General features: G+C 37.0%; 13 protein-coding genes. 7 read left to right on the forward strand and 6 right to left on the reverse strand.

All coding sequences use genetic code 11. The annotated features are described in order from the left end of the window. Window positions 1–71 precede the first annotated feature (71 nt). From A3EM_RS43325 to A3EM_RS0121980, 6 genes are all read right to left on the reverse strand, one after another. Entirely contained in the window at window positions 72–734 is a 663-nt protein-coding gene (locus tag A3EM_RS43325; protein WP_020530403.1) for an RNA polymerase sigma factor, read from the reverse strand. Between the two features lie 422 nt (window positions 735–1,156). Continuing rightward, window positions 1,157–2,281: an adenylate/guanylate cyclase domain-containing protein gene (locus tag A3EM_RS0121955; RefSeq protein ID WP_020530405.1), complete on the reverse strand. Its 1,125-nt coding sequence runs from the start codon at window positions 2,279–2,281 to the stop codon at window positions 1,157–1,159. A 120-nt stretch (window positions 2,282–2,401) separates the two neighbouring features. Then, the gene (locus tag A3EM_RS0121965; protein ID WP_044239409.1) at window positions 2,402–5,617 is read right to left on the reverse strand and encodes an efflux RND transporter permease subunit; all 3,216 of its coding nucleotides are present in this window, start codon (window positions 5,615–5,617) and stop codon (window positions 2,402–2,404) included. Between the two features lie 25 nt (window positions 5,618–5,642). Next, entirely contained in the window at window positions 5,643–6,695 is a 1,053-nt protein-coding gene (locus tag A3EM_RS0121970; RefSeq protein ID WP_020530408.1) for an efflux RND transporter periplasmic adaptor subunit, read from the reverse strand. Window positions 6,696–6,735: 40 nt separating this feature from the next. Further along, complete coding sequence (locus A3EM_RS0121975; RefSeq protein WP_020530409.1) at window positions 6,736–8,094, reverse strand: TolC family protein; 1,359 nt, start codon at window positions 8,092–8,094, stop codon at window positions 6,736–6,738. Between the two features lie 75 nt (window positions 8,095–8,169). Then, window positions 8,170–8,646: a GbsR/MarR family transcriptional regulator gene (locus A3EM_RS0121980; RefSeq protein ID WP_020530410.1), complete on the reverse strand. Its 477-nt coding sequence runs from the start codon at window positions 8,644–8,646 to the stop codon at window positions 8,170–8,172. 327 nt (window positions 8,647–8,973) lie between these two features. Here A3EM_RS0121980 and A3EM_RS0121985 point away from each other — a divergent pair, with 327 nt between their 5' ends. The 7 genes from A3EM_RS0121985 to A3EM_RS0122030 all read left to right on the forward strand — a co-directional run bounded on the left by A3EM_RS0121985 (window position 8,974) and on the right by A3EM_RS0122030 (window position 19,073). Beyond that, window positions 8,974–9,309 carry an ArsR/SmtB family transcription factor gene (locus A3EM_RS0121985; protein WP_020530411.1) on the forward strand — a complete coding sequence of 112 codons (336 nt, stop codon included), beginning with the start codon at window positions 8,974–8,976 and terminating at the stop codon, window positions 9,307–9,309. A 212-nt stretch (window positions 9,310–9,521) separates the two neighbouring features. After that, a complete protein-coding gene (locus A3EM_RS0121990; RefSeq protein ID WP_020530412.1) occupies window positions 9,522–10,247 on the forward strand; it encodes a low molecular weight phosphatase family protein in 726 nt (241 codons plus the stop codon). 12 nt (window positions 10,248–10,259) lie between these two features. Beyond that, window positions 10,260–11,306, forward strand: coding sequence for an ACR3 family arsenite efflux transporter (gene arsB / locus A3EM_RS0121995; RefSeq protein WP_020530413.1), 1,047 nt, complete (start codon window positions 10,260–10,262; stop codon window positions 11,304–11,306). 206 nt (window positions 11,307–11,512) lie between these two features. After that, window positions 11,513–13,105, forward strand: a complete 1,593-nt coding sequence (locus tag A3EM_RS0122005; protein WP_020530415.1) for a purple acid phosphatase family protein — start codon at window positions 11,513–11,515, stop codon at window positions 13,103–13,105. 563 nt (window positions 13,106–13,668) lie between these two features. Beyond that, entirely contained in the window at window positions 13,669–15,459 is a 1,791-nt protein-coding gene (locus A3EM_RS0122020) for an arylsulfatase (protein WP_020530418.1), read from the forward strand. Window positions 15,460–15,702: 243 nt separating this feature from the next. Beyond that, the gene (locus A3EM_RS0122025) at window positions 15,703–17,487 is read left to right on the forward strand and encodes an alpha-L-fucosidase (RefSeq protein ID WP_211212005.1); all 1,785 of its coding nucleotides are present in this window, start codon (window positions 15,703–15,705) and stop codon (window positions 17,485–17,487) included. Window positions 17,488–17,588: 101 nt separating this feature from the next. After that, on the forward strand, window positions 17,589–19,073 hold the full coding sequence (locus tag A3EM_RS0122030; RefSeq protein ID WP_026210512.1) for a sulfatase family protein: 1,485 nt from the start codon (window positions 17,589–17,591) through the stop codon (window positions 19,071–19,073). Window positions 19,074–19,104 lie beyond the last annotated feature (31 nt).

The following is a 19,104-nucleotide window of genomic DNA, read 5'->3' on the forward strand; positions in this document are numbered from 1 at the left end:
AAAAGGGTATAAACTATTTAAAAAATTTTCAATAAATTATATAACAGATTGATAACCAATGAAATAAATTATTAGTTTGCAAAGGGTTTGGTTACAAGCAACATGATTAAAAGATCTTTTTCAGGAAACTGTTTTTTTAAGGCTTCCACTGAACGGTAAATTAATTTTCTGGCATATTCAGTCTTGGAAAAACCCATTATAGAGGCAATCTGTTTATAGGTAAACCCTTCGTAGTAATAATATATAATAATTTCTTTCTGCTTTTTTGTTAAAGAATTAATTGCCTTTTCCAGCTTTTCTTTTAATTCCTTTTGTTTCTGATCTTCAATCAGGTTTCTCTCATGGGAAAGTGTTATTTCAAAGTCAAAATCCTTCCCATAATCATCATAAGAAAAATCAGTCAGTTTGGCTTTTTTCTTAATAATCATTCGTCTGAATGACTTAAAGAGGTAAAACTTAATTGAAAGTGTAGGGCCAAGTTTTTTCCTGTTCACTTTAATATTTAAAAACAAGTCCTGAATGAGGTCTTTGATCAGTTCTCTGTTTTTTGAAAATTGATGGCCATAAACAAAAAGAATTGGAAAATAATGACAATAGATGTAGTTAAAGGCTTCTCCGTTACCATTTTTAAAATCTTCCCAAATCTCAGCGTCACCTTTACTCTCGTAAAGGCTTATACTTTTGGCAAATAATCTTTTTTCAATGGATAGGTTTTGTTGGTTAAGGACTTTCATATTTAATTTTTTCAGAATGTGTTGTTCATTTTATTAATTGTATGCACTACAATCTATTATTTGTTAATCAATTGGCTAGTAGAGGAAATGGCAAAAACCTGCTAATCAATAAAAATTTGGACTTGCAATTACGAAAAAAAAATATTGGATTAATAATATTTTTTGGAAATTTTCAACAAAGATTAAATTTTAATCTTTTCTTTTTTGCGGGGATATTTAAAGTTAAGTGCTTTAATTTATATTTCTAATCTTGTTTTACAACAGCTTAATTATGCTTATAATTATCTGCAAAGTTTAGCTGGTTGAGTTTATGTACCTGAACCGGAATGATACAAAGGAAGGCTTATGAACGGATAAAATTCTAAATAAAAATAGCGGGGGGGAGACTGTCGCAGGTTCTTTCTCCTCTTAAGAAAATGGAATTAACACTTTATGTATTCCAGCTGGTTTAAATTGTTCTGATTCAAATTGATGTTCTCTGAATTTCTTTTAACTGCACAAATTTTCATTTTATTATTTTTCCCTTTTAAGTAAATCTCACCTATTGATTTAAAGGTTATGGTGGAAGGACGGTGTGAAAGATTAGCAAACTCACTGGAGACTAAAAATAATTCCCCAATTTCATTACATTTTCCCTGAATTCTGGAAGCGGTATTTAATACATCCCCATGAAAGGCAATTTCCCTTTTAACTTCTCCTACCTCCGTTACGGTCACTTTCCCAAAGTGAACCCCGGCCTTGAATGAGGGTAAAAAACCATATTGGGAGAAGTAATAATCCTTTCTCTTGGCTAATACATCAATAAAAGCAAAATAAGCCTGTATAACATTATTATTGTCAATTCCATTTTTAATGGGCCAGGTCAGTACTACTTCATCTCCTACATATTGATAAATCTCAGCTTTGTATTTTTGCACAATAGAAACATCATGAAAACAATCCTGAAGTAATTGGCTATATCGGACATGTCCCAATTCCTCTGCTATTGAAGTGGAAGAATTTAAGTCAAGAAACATAAATATACGGGTTTCTTCCTTGGGAGAATAAAAGTCTCCTTTAAGCATTTTGAACATATTTCCTGGTCCAAATTTTCGGTCCATTTGCTTAAAAAAACCAAAAATACAGGTAGTAACAAAAATGAAAACCAGGAAAGTGGTTATGCTGTCATCAAAGAAAAACTTTTCAAGATTGGTTAGGGAAAATGGTTGGTGCGATTGTTTTAGGAAAAATAAAAAGAGAATAAAAAGCAACAAGCATAAAGTAATAATATAATAAAAAATGCTGATCAGAACTACTTTGCCAAATGAGGTTTTATGGGAAAATCTTTTGTAATAAAACTTTTCAAGTAAAGTAAAGGAAAAACCAAATATTAAACCCAATATCAGCAATAATGGCATGGAAAGTCCAAGATTATCAATTGGGTTAATTCCATTAAAATTTTCAATTCCGTAAAATCTGATGAATATAAAAAAAGCAAGACTGAGGGTCCATAAAAGCCCTTTTTTTAAAGTGGAAACCAATAAATTAGGTTGGTAGAAAATCCCCATAGCAATTTAAATTATGGACCGGAATAATTTTTTATGGACTACATAAATGGTGGTAAAAAACTGTTGGCTTACATTGATGGTAAAGAAAGGAGAGTCATAAACTCCCCTTTCAAAGACAAATTATTGGCCACTTAAGGCTTGTGGATTAAGGTGTTCTTCCTGTTCTGCATTTACTTTCCCCAATAATTCATCAGCCTCACTTGGCATTTCACTTAGCGGTGTTTCATCAATTTCGATGATTTTTGGTGTGTTCATGCCAAGTTTTTCTAATATCCTGTCAAATACATAATAGATCAAAGGCACTACAATCAAAGTCAGGAACATAGAACTACTCAAACCTCCAATCAGCACCCAACCCAGAGAGTTTTTCCATTCGGCACCTGGTCCACTTGCCATGGCGATGGGCATCATACCAATTACCATAGCAATGGTGGTCATAAGAATTGGACGGAAACGAATTCGAGTAGCCTGTATTAATGCATTTTTTACATCCATTCCCTTTTCCTTCAATTGGTTGGTAAAGTCCACCACAAGAATGGCATTCTTGGCCACCAGACCAATTAACATGATAATACCCAGAATTGAGAAAATACTCAGGTTTTGTTTGGCCAATGCCAGTGCCAACAATGCTCCGATAATTGCCAGTGGTATGGAAAACATGATCACCAGTGGGTATATATAACTATCATAGAGTGCTACCATAATCAGGTACACAAAGAATAGCGAAGCCAGTAGTGCAATTCCCAAAGTACCAAAAGCTTTATCCTGGTTTTCTGTATTACCACCTAACCGGTAACTCATCCCTTCAGGCATATCAACCTTATCCATTTTCTCCCTAATTTCAGCGGCAATTATACCTTCCGGTCTACCTAATACCTGGGAGGCAATGGTTACAGCTGCAATTCTGTTTTCCCGGTCCAGCCTTGTTGGTCCAACTCCTTCTTCAATATTGGCAAATTGAGATAATCGAATAACCTGTCCTTTGTTATTGATAAAAGTAAGTGCGCCTAAATCTGTTTTATTCCTTCTATCAAATTCATCAAGCCTGATATTGATTTCGTATTCATATTCTCCATCCCGGTATTCAGTATCGTCATTTCCGTTAAATGCTACCCGCATTCCACCACCTACCTGTTCCAGGGAAAGACCAAGTGAGGCCATTTTATCCCTATCTATTTTTACACTGATTTCAGGTTTACCAGCTTCCACACTCGATTTAATATCAGCTGTTCCATTTACACTGGCAACCACATTCTCCACCACCTTCGAGAATTCCAAAAGAGAATCTAATTCCGGACCTGTGATAATGACCTGAATAGGTGCCGCTTCTGCTGTTCCCATAATGGATACGTTCACGGTGGTAAATTCAACATTAGGAACCTTCTGTTCCAGTTCCACTTTTAATTTCCTTGAGAAAAACTTTGTGGAATAATCCCTGGCCTCCTTATCAATTAGTTTTACAGTAATTTCCGCAGCATTTGCTTTATCCTGTGTACCCAAAAACTGATCAGTGACTTCTCCTACAGTGGTAAAATATTTAGTGACATCAGGATTTTGAGTCAGAATTTTTTCTACTTTTTGAGTCACGAAGTTGGTTTGTTCAATAGTGGCATCATCTGGCAGCTCTAACCTGATCAGGAATTCTCCCTTGTCACCACTGGTAATAAATTCACTACCGATAAAACCAAAAGGCAATAAAGCAACCGATCCAAAAAACATCAGGATTACCACAATGAAGGTCACAATCTTATGATTGAAACACCATTTTAACATATTGGTAATTTCCTCAATAAAGGCATCAATCAATTTTTCAAAACCAAGAATAAATCTACCAATTAAATTTTTATTGGAAATATGTTCCAGTTTTGAAAACCTGGAAGATAAAAGCGGAATCAGGGTGAAAGCTACAAACATACTTAGAAGAGTAGAGATAGCCACTACAACAGCAAATTGCCTTACAATATCTGCCACCAAACCGGTTGACATAGCCAGGGGTACAAACACAACTACGATTACTAAAGTAATAGAACCTACTGTAGCTCCAATCTCTCTGATTCCATCAAAGGAGGCTTGTATTTTGTTTTTACCCATTTCCATGTGCCGGTAAATATTTTCAATTACCACAATGGCATCATCCACCAGAATACCCACTACCAGCGAAAGTCCCAGCAGCGTCATCAGGTTTAGGGTAAACCCAAATAAATACATAAAAGTAAAAGTGGAAATTATGGAAACAGGCACAGCGATCATTACAATTATGGCATTCCTTATACTATGCAGAAACAATAACATCACCACGGCCACTAATATAATTGCAATTACTAAATCATGAATTACTGCATCAGCAGCTTCAAGGGTAAAGATGGCGCTATCCTGAGCAATTGAAAATTTTAAATTAATTTTCCCATACTCTTGTTCCAGGTTAGTCATAGCCGCTTTTGTAAGTGCACTAACCTCCACCGCATTGGCATCGGATTGCTTCTGAATGGCCAACATGATGGATTCTTTTGAATCAATCTTACTGATTTTTTCAGTTTCTATTTTAGTATCCTGAACTTCAGCAATGTCCTTTAATCTCACCATCCCTCCATCGTCATGGTGAACCAGCACTAAATCCTCTATTTCCTTTAAAGAACTAAACTTCCCAGCCAGCCTGATGGCTACCTGTCCGTCCTGGCTTTTTACTTTTCCTGTAGGGAAATCCAGGTTAGAATTATTGATCTTTTGGCTCACCTGCAAAATGGATAATTTATACGATTCCATCTTACTTTTATCAATATTCACACGAATTTCCCTTTCTTCACCACCGGTAAGGGCAATTTTGGCTACCCCGGGAATTCTGGCTAAAGAAGGTTGAATTTTATTTTTGACCAAATCAAAAAATTCTGTGGAGGCTACATCAGCCTCAGCTCCAACATACATTATTGGCCGGTCACTTACATTAAATTTCTCTAATGAAGGAGGGTCAACATCCTCCGGAAGGTCCTTTAAGATAGCATCAATTTTTCTTTGGGCATCCTGCAATCCTTTGTCAGGATCAGTGCCCATTACCATTTCGATAATGACTATGGATACATTTTCCAGCGAATAAGATTTTATCCTGTCAAGTCCTTCCAATGAGGCCACTGCATCTTCTATTTCTTTGGTAACTGAAGTTTCTACTTCATCCGGAGATGCACCAGGATAAATTGTCGTAACAGTTACAATGGGTTGTGAAATATCAGGGATAAGTTCGTAACCCAGATTCATATAAGATCCGATCCCAAATGTGAGCAGTAGGGAAAATATTACCACTACAACGGTTGATCTTTTTATCGATACTTTTGTAAGTTGCATGAAGATATATTTTGAGTTGTTTTGATTATATAGCGGTTACTTTGGTGCCATCCTTAAGGTTGATTTGTCCACTGAGTACTACTTTTTCGCCTTTTTTAAGCCCACTGATTACTTCAACCTTATCATCGAACACTCTTCCGATGACGATTGATCTCAGCTTCGCAGTTTCATTTTCTACTACATAAACACTGGGTTCTTTCAAACTTCCTGAAATAGCCTTTCTCTCCAGGATTACAGAAGCTTTTGGAGTAAATTGGAAATTAGCTACAGCGTACATCCCGGCTTTTAGAGGAAGGTCTTTTTTGTTATTTAAAACTTCTATTTCCACACTGTACTTAAGGGTATTATCAGCTTTTTGTGCAATGGTGAGCACTTTTCCCTCAATGGATTCACCCGGATGGACATCGGTGTTAATTTCAACTATCTGGCCTTCTTTCACCTCCAGTATGTAGGATTCAGGGAGTTTTAATTCCAGCTTCAGTTTGGAAACATCTACAATATCGTAAACCTTTTTCCCAGGAGAAAGAAAACTGCCAATTTCAATATAATCATCGTGAATTACACCATTAATTGGACTCTTAATATAAGTATCTTCAAGTTTCTTTTGTATGGATTTATAACTGGCTTCAGCTTGCTTCAATCCAAGTCTGGCATCTTCCAGATCACGTTCCGTAATGGCATCCTCTTTAATCAGCTTTTCAAATCTGGCTACGTCTTTTTCCATTTTTTCAAACTGAGCCTTTGCAGCAATGAGTTGTGCCTTAATTAAATCATTATCTACCTCAAGCAATAGGGTACCAACGGAAACCTTATCACCTTTTCTTTTAAAAAGTTTTACAACTTTCCCCTGGGTTTCAGACATCAGCTCTAGTTCAGCCTTCGGTTCCAGGGTGCCATTTAAATTTACGTTTCCGCTTATTTCTTCTTCTTTTAAGGAAGTAATGGTAACTGGAATGGATTCACTTTTTTGCTGTAAAGAGGCAGCGGTTTCTTCCATTTCTTTTTTATTGCTTGAAAGCGTGAAGGCTACTATGCTAATTAAAGAAATTACTAATACTATTCCGATTATTTTTTTCATGGGATTAATTTATACTGAGGTTTGGTTGACGATTATATTTTTATTCTGCGATTGAATTTAAATGACCTTTTGCCTTGATAAGGTCAAGTTCCGCTTGTTTAATTTTGATTACTTCTGTATTATATCCTATTCGGGCTTCTCTCAGGGAAGTTTCTGCATCCAGTAGATCAGAAAGTTGGGAAACTCCTTCTTTATATAGGCTGTTTACCTGGTTGTATACTTTTTCCGCCAGAGCCATATTTTCTTCCTGGGCTTCCAGAGATTCCAGACTATTCATCAGTTGAGAACTAGCTGTTTGTTGTTCAAGAGAAATGTAGGATGCTGTTTTGTAGATGTTCTCGGTAAGAATAGACTGATCAATTTTAGATTGAGCTACTTTATACTTTTTTTGGAAGCCATCAAAAATTGGAATATTCAGTTTTAATCCGATAACTGCTGCATCGAACCACTTTTTGGAATACAAATCTCCAAAGGAATTTCTCAGGCCCTGGAAGTAGTATCTTCCGTACAACATTAAGGAAGGATAGTAGCCAGACTGGATGTTTTTCTGGTTTAACTGATTCAATTCCAGTTGTTTATTTAGGATTTGAATTTCAATTCTTTCTTCTATTTCAAGATTGTTGTTTTTTAAAACTTCTTTTTCATTGAAAGTGGTAATGGCTGTATTATCTAGTGAAATATTTTCTTCAATGGGCATGCCCATTAGGTATTTTAACCTACTTACCTGGCTTTCAAAACTAGTGATAAGACTCTTTCTTTGAGTTTCCAGGTTGGTTTTATTCACCTTCACTCTGTTGTAATCAACTGATTTTACCAGGTCATTTTCCACTCTGACTTTCATGATGGAAAGTAACTGATCCAGTTTCTTCAGGTTATCGTTTATGATATTGAGTTGCTCCTGTAAGTACAATGCATTGTAATAATTGGACGCTACATGATAAATGACATCCTCATCAGTTTTTAATTGGTTTAGGGCATAATATTCCCTTGAAGCTTTGGTAGCTTGCAAGCCCACAAAATAAGACTGATCAAAGATGAGCTGGTTGGCCTCTATCCCACCTGTGGAAGAATATGTAGTACCAAATTGGACAGGTAGGGTAGTGCCTGGTTCACCCAGAATTTCCCCGGGCAACACCTGGGTTGGTAATTTTAAATTATTGTCAAACGTGGCAAAAGCATTAATTTGGGGTAAGCCGGTCCCTCGAATTTCCTTGATTCGGTTTTCAGCACTTTCGTACTCATAATCTGCAATTTTTACATCATGGCTATGTTTAAGGGCATAATTAATACAATCCTTTAATGCAAGTCTGTCGGTGATATCCTGACTATACGCATTGTTGTAAATAACAATTTGTGACAAAATGAAGCTCAAAAAGAGCAGGTTAATTTTTTTTTGCATTTGATTTTAATTTGTTCATTTAACACTTTTTTGAAAAGTTAGTTCAGTAAAAAAAGAACTAACCATGTAAAAAAATTATTTTCTTCTATTCGAAACCCATTCCGCATAAAGTTTTGGAAGGTGATTATTCGTAAATTCCAGGTAATCAATCACATCTTTAATGGTTTCGCATAAGCCATTCAAATTTTTGCTTTCCTTTAATTCATGTACCTCCTTGAGCACAGAAATAAATTTGTGCCTCATGTCTTGTTCTTCTTTAAGAATATCTTCAAACATTATTTGCCTGATCCGAAAATATCTTTTTCTTTCACCTGTCTTAGTGATATACTCTATTTTATTGGTATTTAAAAGGAAATTTAATGCTGAACTTGTGGCACTTTTGCTAAGGTGTAATACTTCCCGAATCTGGTCAAAAGTCAATTCATTTGTATCAGATATCATTAATAATCCCAATACCCTGGCAATGGCTGGTTGCCAGCCTTTTGATTCAAGAAAAACACCGAATTTTTCGATTAATTCTTTTTGATTGTTGGAAAGATGAATTTCATTCATGTTCGTATATTGCTCGAATTTAAAACAAAATTAGTATAATTCTTTTGGTTCTGCAAATACAGAACTAAAAGAATTATAATTTATTTTTTAATGACTACTAAAAAGTCTGGCTAAAAATAGCAATTATTTAATAATATAGCATCATGCCAGGATTATCGGATAAAATTTGAGGAGCTCGAGCCTGAAAGAGCGGGTAAAATCTCCAGGAGATATAAACTTCAATATTTTGAAATCAAACCATTCTTTCTATTTCAAAAAAATAAATAAAAGAATGGTTTGATTATTTTAAAAGTTAATTGTAATATTGCAATGAATTAATAAATAAAGATGGGAGTAACCAAAACAGATTTATTTAGTCAGGAACAAAATGATTTAGCGCAGGTGGCGAAGGCTTTCGCACATCCTGCCAGGGTTGCGATTATTCAATACCTGATTAAGGCGGATGCATGCATTAATGGAGATTTGGTGCAAGAACTCGGATTGGCACAGGCTACCATCAGTCAACATTTGAGAGAGTTGAAAGAAATTGGAATTATTCAGGGCACCATTGAAGGTGTGTCTGTGAGTTATTGCATAAATTCTACTCGCTGGGAGGAAATTAAGAATTTATTTAATCAGTTATTTGATAAGTTTATCGATCCTTCATCAAGGGATTGTTGCTAAAAAAATTTACTCTTATTCATCGTTTTATTGCAATAAAGTTATAAAAAGATTCAAAAAATAATCGTGTATTATTTTGCTGTAAAAGACTGATAGAGAGCGTGCTTTTACTCGGAAATAATATTCCATGATGTGGAGCACTGGTGCTTAGATAACCATTTTTCAGAACAAAACAGATTTAGTTTAATGTATTTATTCTCATAAACATAAGTCAAATGAAAACACTTAAAAAACTATTGATAGTTGCAGTGGGTCTTTTTGGAATATCAAATGCCCATGCCCAATTGGAGCTAGAAGTGAATCAGGAATTGGAACAAAATACCAAACTTCTTGTAAAACAGCTTGATGAAATTTCAGAAGAAAGGAAATCGGAATTAACTGAGATAGGAAATTTCCTGGTTAATCAACTGGAGGAAAAAGATGCTTTTTCTGCTTTATTTGTCTGTACGCATAACTCAAGAAGAAGTCATATTAGTGATGTATGGTTTAAGTATGCCTTGCTTTTTTATGGGGTTGAAGGGCTTGAATCTTTTTCCGGGGGTACGGAAGCCACTGCATTTAATCCTCATGCAATTGCTGCATTGGAAAGAGCTGGATTTACCATCCATTATAATAAGAATGTGGACAACCCTGTAGTTTCAGTTACTCCGGGAAAATATCCGGTTTGGAAAATGAAATCAAAAGTCTATACACATAAAATTAATCCAACTTCTGACTTTGCTGCAATTATGGTTTGTTCTGATGCCGATAAATCCTGCCCGGTAGTTTCTGGCGCCACAGGTAGGTTTTCTCTTCCTTTTAAGGACCCCAGATATTATGACGGTACTCCTTCACAGGATCTGAAATATGATGAGACTGTACAGGAGATTGGAAAAGAAATGTTTTTTTTGGCCGACCATATTAAAAGCCAGCTAATCATTAAAAAAGAAATTTTAAAATAAAAGACAGCAATCGTGAGTAAAAAAAATCTTAGTTTTTTAGATACATATTTAACCCTATGGATATTCCTGGCCATGGCAATAGGAGTGGGCATTGGGTATTTTTTCCCTTCAAGTTCCTCATTCATTAATTCATTTAGTAGCGGGAGTACTAATATTCCCATAGCCTTTGGATTGATATTAATGATGTATCCGCCACTGGCAAAGGTGGATTATAAATTACTGCCGAAAGTATTTAGAAATGTAAAAATTCTATCCATATCATTGGTTTTGAATTGGATTATTGGACCGGTACTGATGTTCATTTTGGCTATAACCTTTTTACAAGATTACCCGGAGTATATGGTAGGCTTGATTCTAATTGGGCTGGCCAGGTGTATAGCTATGGTATTGGTATGGAATGATCTGGCAGAAGGAAGTAGAGAATACGGTGCAGGATTAGTGGCACTTAACAGTATTTTTCAGGTGTTTGGCTATAGTTTTTATGCATGGTTATTTATTACCAAGTTACCACCATTATTTGGTTTTGAAGGTGCCATCGTTGATATTTCCATTGCCACCATTGCCGAAAGTGTAGCCATCTATTTAGGAATTCCATTTTTTGCAGGTTTATTAAGTAGATTTCTATTGGTAAAACTAAAAGGAGAGGATTGGTATAAAACCAAATTTATCCCGGCTATTTCACCCCTCACACTTATTGCCCTGCTTTTTACCATAGTGATCATGTTCTCCCTAAAAGGAGAATTGATTGTGGAAATTCCCTTGGACGTATTAAGAATTGCTGTTCCACTACTTATTTACTTTGCTTTAATGTTTTTGATTGGATTCTTTTTCAGTAAAGCAATGGGCGCAGAATATGATAAAAATGCATCAATTGCATTTACAGCGGCTGGCAATAATTTTGAATTGGCCATTGCAGTGGCCATAGCGGTATTTGGACTTAATTCAGGGCAGGCATTTACAGGAGTAATAGGCCCGTTGGTGGAGGTTCCAGCATTAATTCTTCTGGTAAAAGTGTCTTTCTGGCTTAGAAAAAAATATTATACTTCAATTACCTCATGATATAGCTGATATTTATAGGGTACAATAGGGCGGGGAAGCTTTTCAAATAAATAGATTAATTGGTTCCAACTTGGGTTTAAGCCAGGCTGGAACCATTTTTTTTTCAAATCAGAAAAATTGTTTTTTTATTAACAATTGCTTAACTACCGAAAAAAATTACAGCTATAATTTTCAAAAAAATTTAATTCACCCACTAATTCACAATTATGATTATCAGAAGGTTCATTTTTCCTTTATTTGTCTGCCTGTTTATCCCCGCCATTTTATTTTCACAATCAGAAGAAATTTTAGTAAAGCCTTTCCTGCAAGATGCCACACCTAATTCTATTAAGATTAAATGGGAAACCTCTGTGGGTGAAGAAAGTATTGTGGAATTTGGGAAAACATCCAAATTGGGTAAAGTGGCCACAGGAAATGCCCAGTCAATAAACTATACTGCATCCAGGATTCATGAAGTAGAGCTGACTGGCCTGGAAAAATTTACCCTGTATTACTACAGGGTAAAAACCGGGAAGCTGACCTCAGATATTTATCAATTCAAAACTCCTCCTTTTGCCACAGATGGTGAATCTTTTCGGTTGGTGGCCATGAGTGATATGCAGAATGACCATAAATATCCAGACAAATTTGAAGAATTAATAAATGATGGCGTCCTCAGTTTCCTAAAAAAAGAATATGGAGGAATGCTTCCTGAGAACCTGGCACTTATGATGGTTCCTGGTGACCTGGTAGATCGGGGAACTGTTTATGAACAATGGAAAAGAGATTTTTTTGATCCCGGAAGTAATCTTTTTTCTAATGTTCCTGTATACCCTGTGCCGGGAAATCACGAAAGAAATTCCCAGTTTTTTTTCAAATATTTTAGTCTTCCAGCCAATGGTACTCCAGCTTATGATGGCCACTGGTGGTATAAGGACTATGGTAATATCCGGATAATTGGTTTAGATTCTAATGAGGAATACCATTTGCAGGACCAAAAGGACTGGCTGGATAAAATTTTGAAAACCACCGCTCAGGATCCTAACATTGACTTTGTATTTGCCCAGCTTCATCATCCTTTCAAATCTGAATTCTGGTTGGATGGAGAAGAAGATTTTACCGGAGAAATAGTGAAAAAACTGGAAACTTTCAGTAGTGAATCGGGCAAACCGAGTATTCACTTTTTTGGGCACACCCATGCGTACTCCCGAGGACAATCCCGAGATCATAAGCATTTGTGGATTAATGTGGCTACCTCTGGTGGAGATATTGATTATTGGGGTGAATACGAACAGCGAAATTATGAGGAATTTACTGTTTCCCAGGATGAATATGGTTTTGTAATGGTGGATATAGATCCAAATAATGGTGACCCAAAAATGACAGTTAAAAGATATAGCCGGGGCAATGAACTGAAACTAAGAGATAACGAACTTCGCGACAGTCTCACGGTATGGCGATTTGATAAAAGTCCTCTTGCACCTGAGGCAATATCACCGGAAAAAGGAAAAAAAATAGCAAACAGGGAAATTGTTTTAAAGGCGAATTCATTTAAAAGTGATTTTGTAGGTGCAGCACATGGAGCATCTCACTGGCAGGTAGCCACTGATCAGGAGTTTAAAAATTTGGCAGTGGATAGTTGGAAACAATTTGAGGACTGGTTTTATTATGAAAATCAACAAAAAAACGATGACCTGACCGATGAGAAAATCATGTATCTGGCACCGGGAAAAACCTATTATTGGAGGGTACGGTACCGGGACAAAAGTCTTAACTGGAGTGATTGGTCTACAGTGATGGATTTCACTACTGAGGAATAATGTATAGGTAAAGGAGAAAAAGTAAAAGCAGATTAACGATCGTATCAAAGACTGTCCTTCCTATGGGCATTATGCAGTCAGACATACGACAAAGAGAGATTTGTGGTATGTCTTTGAACGCAATCCAGTTAGGAAAAAATTCCCATTCAGCCAAACAGAAAATCATTTTAAAACCTCACATGCTGCACCAAAAATGTCAAGAACTATCCTCACAAATTATTGAAATTAGTATTTGATATACTATTGATAGTGAATTAATTATAACTTAATAATTAGCTTATTCCATAATTATTTGCTTTTTTTTGGTATCGTTTCTTGATAAAAGCCCTTTCTAATGTTGAAAGGTAAATATTGAAAATTCCGGGAATTATTCTAATCAATACCCTTTTTGGACACTTAACTAAATCAACCATTTTTTTAAAGGAGATTTTTAGGTGATGGTCCTGACTATTTGTTTCTCCAAACAAAATCATAAAAACATTTAGTCCAAATTATCCCGGTAAATTTATTTAATCCTAATTCAAGTGAGCAACACCTTTTTTTAAAACTAAAAGACAAATAAATTGAAAAATCAACTTTTGCTAAAAGTATATGTGCTTCCTGCATTACTTTTTATCCTTATTCCATCAGTTTTACAGGCACAAGAAAGACCAAATGTAATTATTGTGATCACCGATGATCAGGGAAAGAATGACCTCGCCTGTATGGGAAATCCTTATATTAAAACACCAAATCTTGATAAGTTTTATGAACAGGCCATTCGGTTTACCAATTATCATGTTTCAACCACTTGCGCCCCAACCCGTGGTTCCCTGATGACTGGCAGGCATACCAACCGGATTAATGTTTTTCATACCATAACCGGTCGTTCTTTGCTTTTCGAAGATGAAGTAATTTTACCCCAGATTTTTGCTCAAAATGGCTATACAAATGGTATGTTTGGCAAATGGCATTTAGGTGATAATTACCCATATCGTCCTGAGGATAGGGGCTTTCATGAAGTGGTTAGGCATGGTGGTGGTGGTATTTCGCAAGGTCCGGATTATTGGGGAAATGATTATTTTGATGATTCCTATTGGCACAATGGTGTGACCGAGCAATACAAGGGATACTGTACAGATGTATTCTTTGCTGAGGCTTTGAACTTTATCGAAAAAAATAAAGATAATCCATTTTTTTGCTATATCTCCACCAACGCTCCTCATGGCCCTCTTAATGTTCCTGAAGCCTATTTCGATATTTATAAAGATATAGATGAAGAGAAACTGGCCGAACGTTATAAGCGATTTTACGGGATGATCACCAATATCGATGACAATTTTAAATTACTACAGGAAAAGCTGGATGAGTTAAATTTGGCTGACAATACCATTTTGATTTTCACTACTGACAATGGTACTGCGGGTGGAAATAAGGTATATGATGCGGGTATGAAAGGAAGTAAAGGAAGTGTGTACGAGGGGGGACATCGGGTTCCTCTGTTTATACGATGGCCAAACGGGAAACTAACAGGAGGTAAAGATATTGATCAGTTGGTTGCACATTATGATCTCCTTCCCACTTTTGTGGACTTATTCGGGTTTGATTTTAATCCTGTAAAACCTCTTGATGGCAAAAGCCTCAAACCTCTTCTTTATGGAGAAAATCAAAACTGGGAAAATCGCATTTTGTATATGGATACACAGCGCAAGCAAAATCTTGTGAAATATAAATCCTATACCGTGATGGATGATGACTGGCGCCTTGTAAATGGAAAAGAATTATACAATATAAATGAAGATCTCGGTCAGACTAAAAATATAATCGAGCAGCATCCGGAAGTAGCTGCACGCCTGGCTGAGGGCTATGAAAAGTGGTGGCAATCGATAATATCTGAAGGTCCTAATGAAAGATATGGTTATATCAAAGTAGGTTCACTCAAAGAAAATCCAAGCCGAATTTCTGCTCATGATATGTTTACCGGCAAACATGGAGGGGCATGGCACCAACATGGGGCAACGGGAGCCTCCCAAAATATTGGTCGATGGAAAATCGCATTTGTGGAAGATGGAGACTATTCCATTACCCTTCGCAGGTTTCCAAGAGAAAGTGGGTTGGCCATTAATGCAACCTTTCCAGCTTTGGAAAGAACCATCAAAAATGACAGACCAATGCCAGCAAGTGAAAAATCAGATTTTGAACAGGCTTATGTATATGTTGCAGGTTTAGAGGGAAATGAAAAAATTGAATCCGGACAGGAGGAAGTAACTTTTACTGGAAAAATCCCTGCTGGAAATTATGATATGGAGGCACAGCTTATAGACAAGGATGGCCGTGTTTATCCGGCTTATTATATCTACATAGAGAAGTTATGAGTATTGAATTCCGGAAAAGAATAGAAGTGTATAAGAATGAATAATATTACCATTTTGATAGGGGCTGAATTAAACTAATTGCCAATCCCGGTTTAACCTGCAAAAAAGGAGGATAGTAATTTTAAGAAAATCAATTTGTGCAGACCAAAATTTTCCTTTGCATAAATTGAAAATGTTCACGTACTATTTTCCATTTTAAATTTCAAATCTGTGGCAATGAGCCGGACAAACCATAAATATGAAATGAAATTTTTAAAAGGAATTGCTCTATTCGTAGCATTTTTGAGTGTAAATGCTCTTTTTGCCCAAAAAGCTGAAAGTATGGACGAAATGTGGGGTAAACAAAAGCTAATTACCCGATCAGATGTGGGGGAAAGAGCCTCCCTATTTGATGATGGCAATTATGCCATGTTTATCCATTGGGGACTCTATTCCAACATTGCAAATAAATGGAAAGGTAAAACTTACTATGGTATAAGTGAGTGGATCATGAATCCCAGAAGGGCCGGAATCCCGGTGGACGAATACATGGCGGAAGCCAAAAACTTCAACCCGGAAAATTTCGATGCAAAAGGGATAGCACAACTGGCCAAAGCTGCTGGAATGAAGTATATAGTGATCACCAGTAAGCATCACGATGGGTTTGCCATGTATAACTCAAAAGTCAATGATTTTAATATTGTAAAAGCCACACCTTTTGCCAGGGATCCTATGAAAGAACTTGCGGAAGCATGTAAAGAAGCAGGACTTGGGCTTGGCTTTTATTACTCGCACAATCAGGACTGGACCTTTCCAGGTGGAAATGGAGGGCCTAAGACCAATGATAAAGGCGAAGAAGTAGGATTTGATTATTATTTCAAAGAAAAGTGCCTGCCACAGGTTGAAGAAATCACCACTCAATATGGGGAAATTGCCATGGTGTGGTTTGATACACCTGGCCGAATGGAAAAAAAGTACGTTGAAGAGCTGGTGGCTGTAGTCAGGAAGAATCAGCCCAGGGCGATGATCTCAGGTCGTGCGGGACATAATCTGGGAGACTACTTATCACTGGGTGATATGAACATCCCAGTTAAAAATGTACCTGGGTTGTGGGAAACAGTAGATGTTACCAATGATTCATGGGGTTATGCCTGGTATGACCAAAACTGGAAGAGCGCTAAGCGCATACTAAAATCTACGATATCAACTGTAGCCAGAGGAGGGACTTATATGCTCAATGTGGGCCCCAAGCCTGATGGTACTGTTCCTTTGGAGGCCCAAAATGCACTTCGGGGAGCAGGTGATTGGATAGGCAAATACCCACAGGTAATATATAAGGCAGGCCCATCTCCCTGGGGAAGGGCTTTACCCTGGGGTGATGTAACGGTTGCAGATGGCAAGTTAAACCTTTGTATATATCATTGGCCACTGGATGGGGAAATTGTGCTACCTGGGCTCAACAATGAAATTAAATCTGCTGGATTATGGGTGAATGGAAATTTGCAACCTTTATCCACCCACAAAAATGGAAGATGGACGGTCATCAGACTTCCAGCCCAACGGCCTGAAAAATTGATACCCGTGATAGAACTGGAAGTAAAGGGGGAAATTTCTGTAGATCAATCATTGAGTATTGATCCAGTTTTTTCAACTGAGTTGTTGATCGATTTTGCAGAAGCGAAAAATTGTACAATTGAAGGGAAAAGATGGATGGAGAAATTTGGGGAATGGAAACACATTAGTCATGCACATGGATGGAGTAAAGCAAGCAAAGTTAGTTGGGAAGTGGATGTGATGAAACCAGGATACTACCAGGCTGACCTTAATTATGCGGGAAAAGGTCGGTTGGTCTGGCGTATCGAAAATGAAGAAGGAGCCCTTATTCAAAATGAGCAAAACTCTTCTGGTGTGTACAAATATTATGAGATGGGATTACTGAAATTTAAATCGCCCGGTAAACACACCATCATTGTTTCATTTATTGATGGGGATTTAGTGGAGGCGAGTTTAAAGCAAATGAAGCTGACTCCCCTGGGTAGTTTGGAATAAAGTCATCCAAAGCATGCAAATTAAAGACTGATAGAGATATTAATTTTTCTCGGAAATAATAGTTCCCGGTATAGAGTACCCGGTATGGAGCACTGAAGCTTATGAAACAATTATCAATTATTTTAACCCTGTTTGTCTGCCTGTATATAGAGGGCTTTGGACAAAAGCCGAATATCATTTACCTCATGGCTGATGATCAGAATGTGGGTTCTGTTGGATGTTATGGTAATGGAGAAGTTTCCACTCCAAATATGGACAAAATTGGTGATCAGGGAATTATATTTACAAGGCATTACAATACCACAGCCATTTGTATGGCAAGTCGGGCAAATGCGATGACAGGTATGTATGAGTATAAAACAGGAACAAACTTCGATCATGGAGATATGAAACCAGAAGTTTGGCAAAAGTCTTATCCTGTGCTACTACGTGAAGCGGGTTATTTTACCGCTTTTGCCGGGAAATTTGGTTTTGAGGTAGAAGGACTCGGCCTATGTGAAAGTGATTTTGATATGTGGGGGGGAGGTCCTGGTCAGACTTTCTATGCCACCAAGAAAAATAGTTCTATGGCCAAATATGCTAAGGAATTTCCCCACTCTACCCTTTCCTATGGAGCTTTTGGCCAGGATGTGATTCGCGAAGCTGTCCAACAGGATAAACCATTTTGTATATCTATTAGCTTCAAAGCTCCACATCGCCCTATATTACCAGATCCTAAATTTGATCATGTTTATGCAGGCAAGACCTTTACCAAACCTGCAAATTATGGCCGAGTAGCAGGGGCACATATGTCAAAACAAAGTAAGCAAGGCAGGCAATATAAAAGATTTCATGAATGGGAATATTCCACTGATTATGATGAAGTCATGGCAAATTATTATCAACTTATTTATGCCATAGATGTAGCCGTAGGGATGATAATAGAGGAGCTTGAGGCTCAGGGAATTGCAGATAATACGGTTATTATTTACACTAGTGACAATGGATATATTTGTGGGGCTCACGGTTTTGCTTCGAAGGTACTTCCCATGGAAGAATCATCACGAGCACCCTTAATGATTTATGATCCACGGAGTGCTCATGCCGGTAAAAAAAGGGAATGTGCAGCACTTACAGGGAATATTGATTTTGCACCAACCATTCTCGATCTGGCGGGAGTACCCATTCCCGAAAATGTGGATGGCAAAAGTCTGGTGCCACTTATTGAAAACACAAACCAGGAAATACATGAACAGTTAGCTTTTATCAATACCTGGGGAGTGGTGCCCACCCAAAGCCTTACTTGTATCACCAGGGATTGGAAATATACCTATTGGTGGTATGGAGATACTGAAATGAAACCAACTGAAGAATTATACAATTTAGCAAACGATCCTTTGGAGATGAAAAATCTTGCTGAAGATCCGCAGGCAGAGACGATGCTTAATGCAATGCGCACCAGATACGATACAGAACTTGCCCATTGGAAAAAAGAGGCCGTCAATTATAATAATTATCGGCAATACATCACCTTATTTGATCGGAAGATTCCCTGGGCACAAAAGAAATTCAAAAAAAGTGAAAGCATTAATGAAGCAAACCATTAGGATTATTCGGAAGTGGAGGATACTTCAAGGG

The sequence above is a fragment of the Flexithrix dorotheae DSM 6795 genome (assembly GCF_000379765.1).
GTDB classification, from domain to species: domain Bacteria; phylum Bacteroidota; class Bacteroidia; order Cytophagales; family Flammeovirgaceae; genus Flexithrix; species Flexithrix dorotheae.

Excerpts from the sequence above, each read along its gene's own strand:
- A3EM_RS0121955 (WP_020530405.1), bottom strand. The coding sequence starts at position 2,281 with ATGGGGATTTTCTACCAACCTAATTTATTGGTTTCCACTTTAAAAAAA.
- A3EM_RS0122005 (WP_020530415.1), top strand. The coding sequence starts at position 11,513 with ATGATTATCAGAAGGTTCATTTTTCCTTTATTTGTCTGCCTGTTTATC.
- A3EM_RS0121970 (WP_020530408.1), bottom strand. The coding sequence starts at position 6,695 with ATGAAAAAAATAATCGGAATAGTATTAGTAATTTCTTTAATTAGCATA.
- A3EM_RS0121985 (WP_020530411.1), top strand. The coding sequence starts at position 8,974 with ATGGGAGTAACCAAAACAGATTTATTTAGTCAGGAACAAAATGATTTA.
- A3EM_RS0122025 (WP_211212005.1), top strand. The coding sequence starts at position 15,703 with ATGAAATTTTTAAAAGGAATTGCTCTATTCGTAGCATTTTTGAGTGTA.
- A3EM_RS0122030 (WP_026210512.1), top strand. The coding sequence starts at position 17,589 with ATGAAACAATTATCAATTATTTTAACCCTGTTTGTCTGCCTGTATATA.
- A3EM_RS0121980 (WP_020530410.1), bottom strand. The coding sequence starts at position 8,646 with ATGAATGAAATTCATCTTTCCAACAATCAAAAAGAATTAATCGAAAAA.
- A3EM_RS0121975 (WP_020530409.1), bottom strand. The coding sequence starts at position 8,094 with ATGCAAAAAAAAATTAACCTGCTCTTTTTGAGCTTCATTTTGTCACAA.
- A3EM_RS0121965 (WP_044239409.1), bottom strand. The coding sequence starts at position 5,617 with ATGCAACTTACAAAAGTATCGATAAAAAGATCAACCGTTGTAGTGGTA.
- A3EM_RS0121990 (WP_020530412.1), top strand. The coding sequence starts at position 9,522 with ATGAAAACACTTAAAAAACTATTGATAGTTGCAGTGGGTCTTTTTGGA.
- A3EM_RS43325 (WP_020530403.1), bottom strand. The coding sequence starts at position 734 with ATGAAAGTCCTTAACCAACAAAACCTATCCATTGAAAAAAGATTATTT.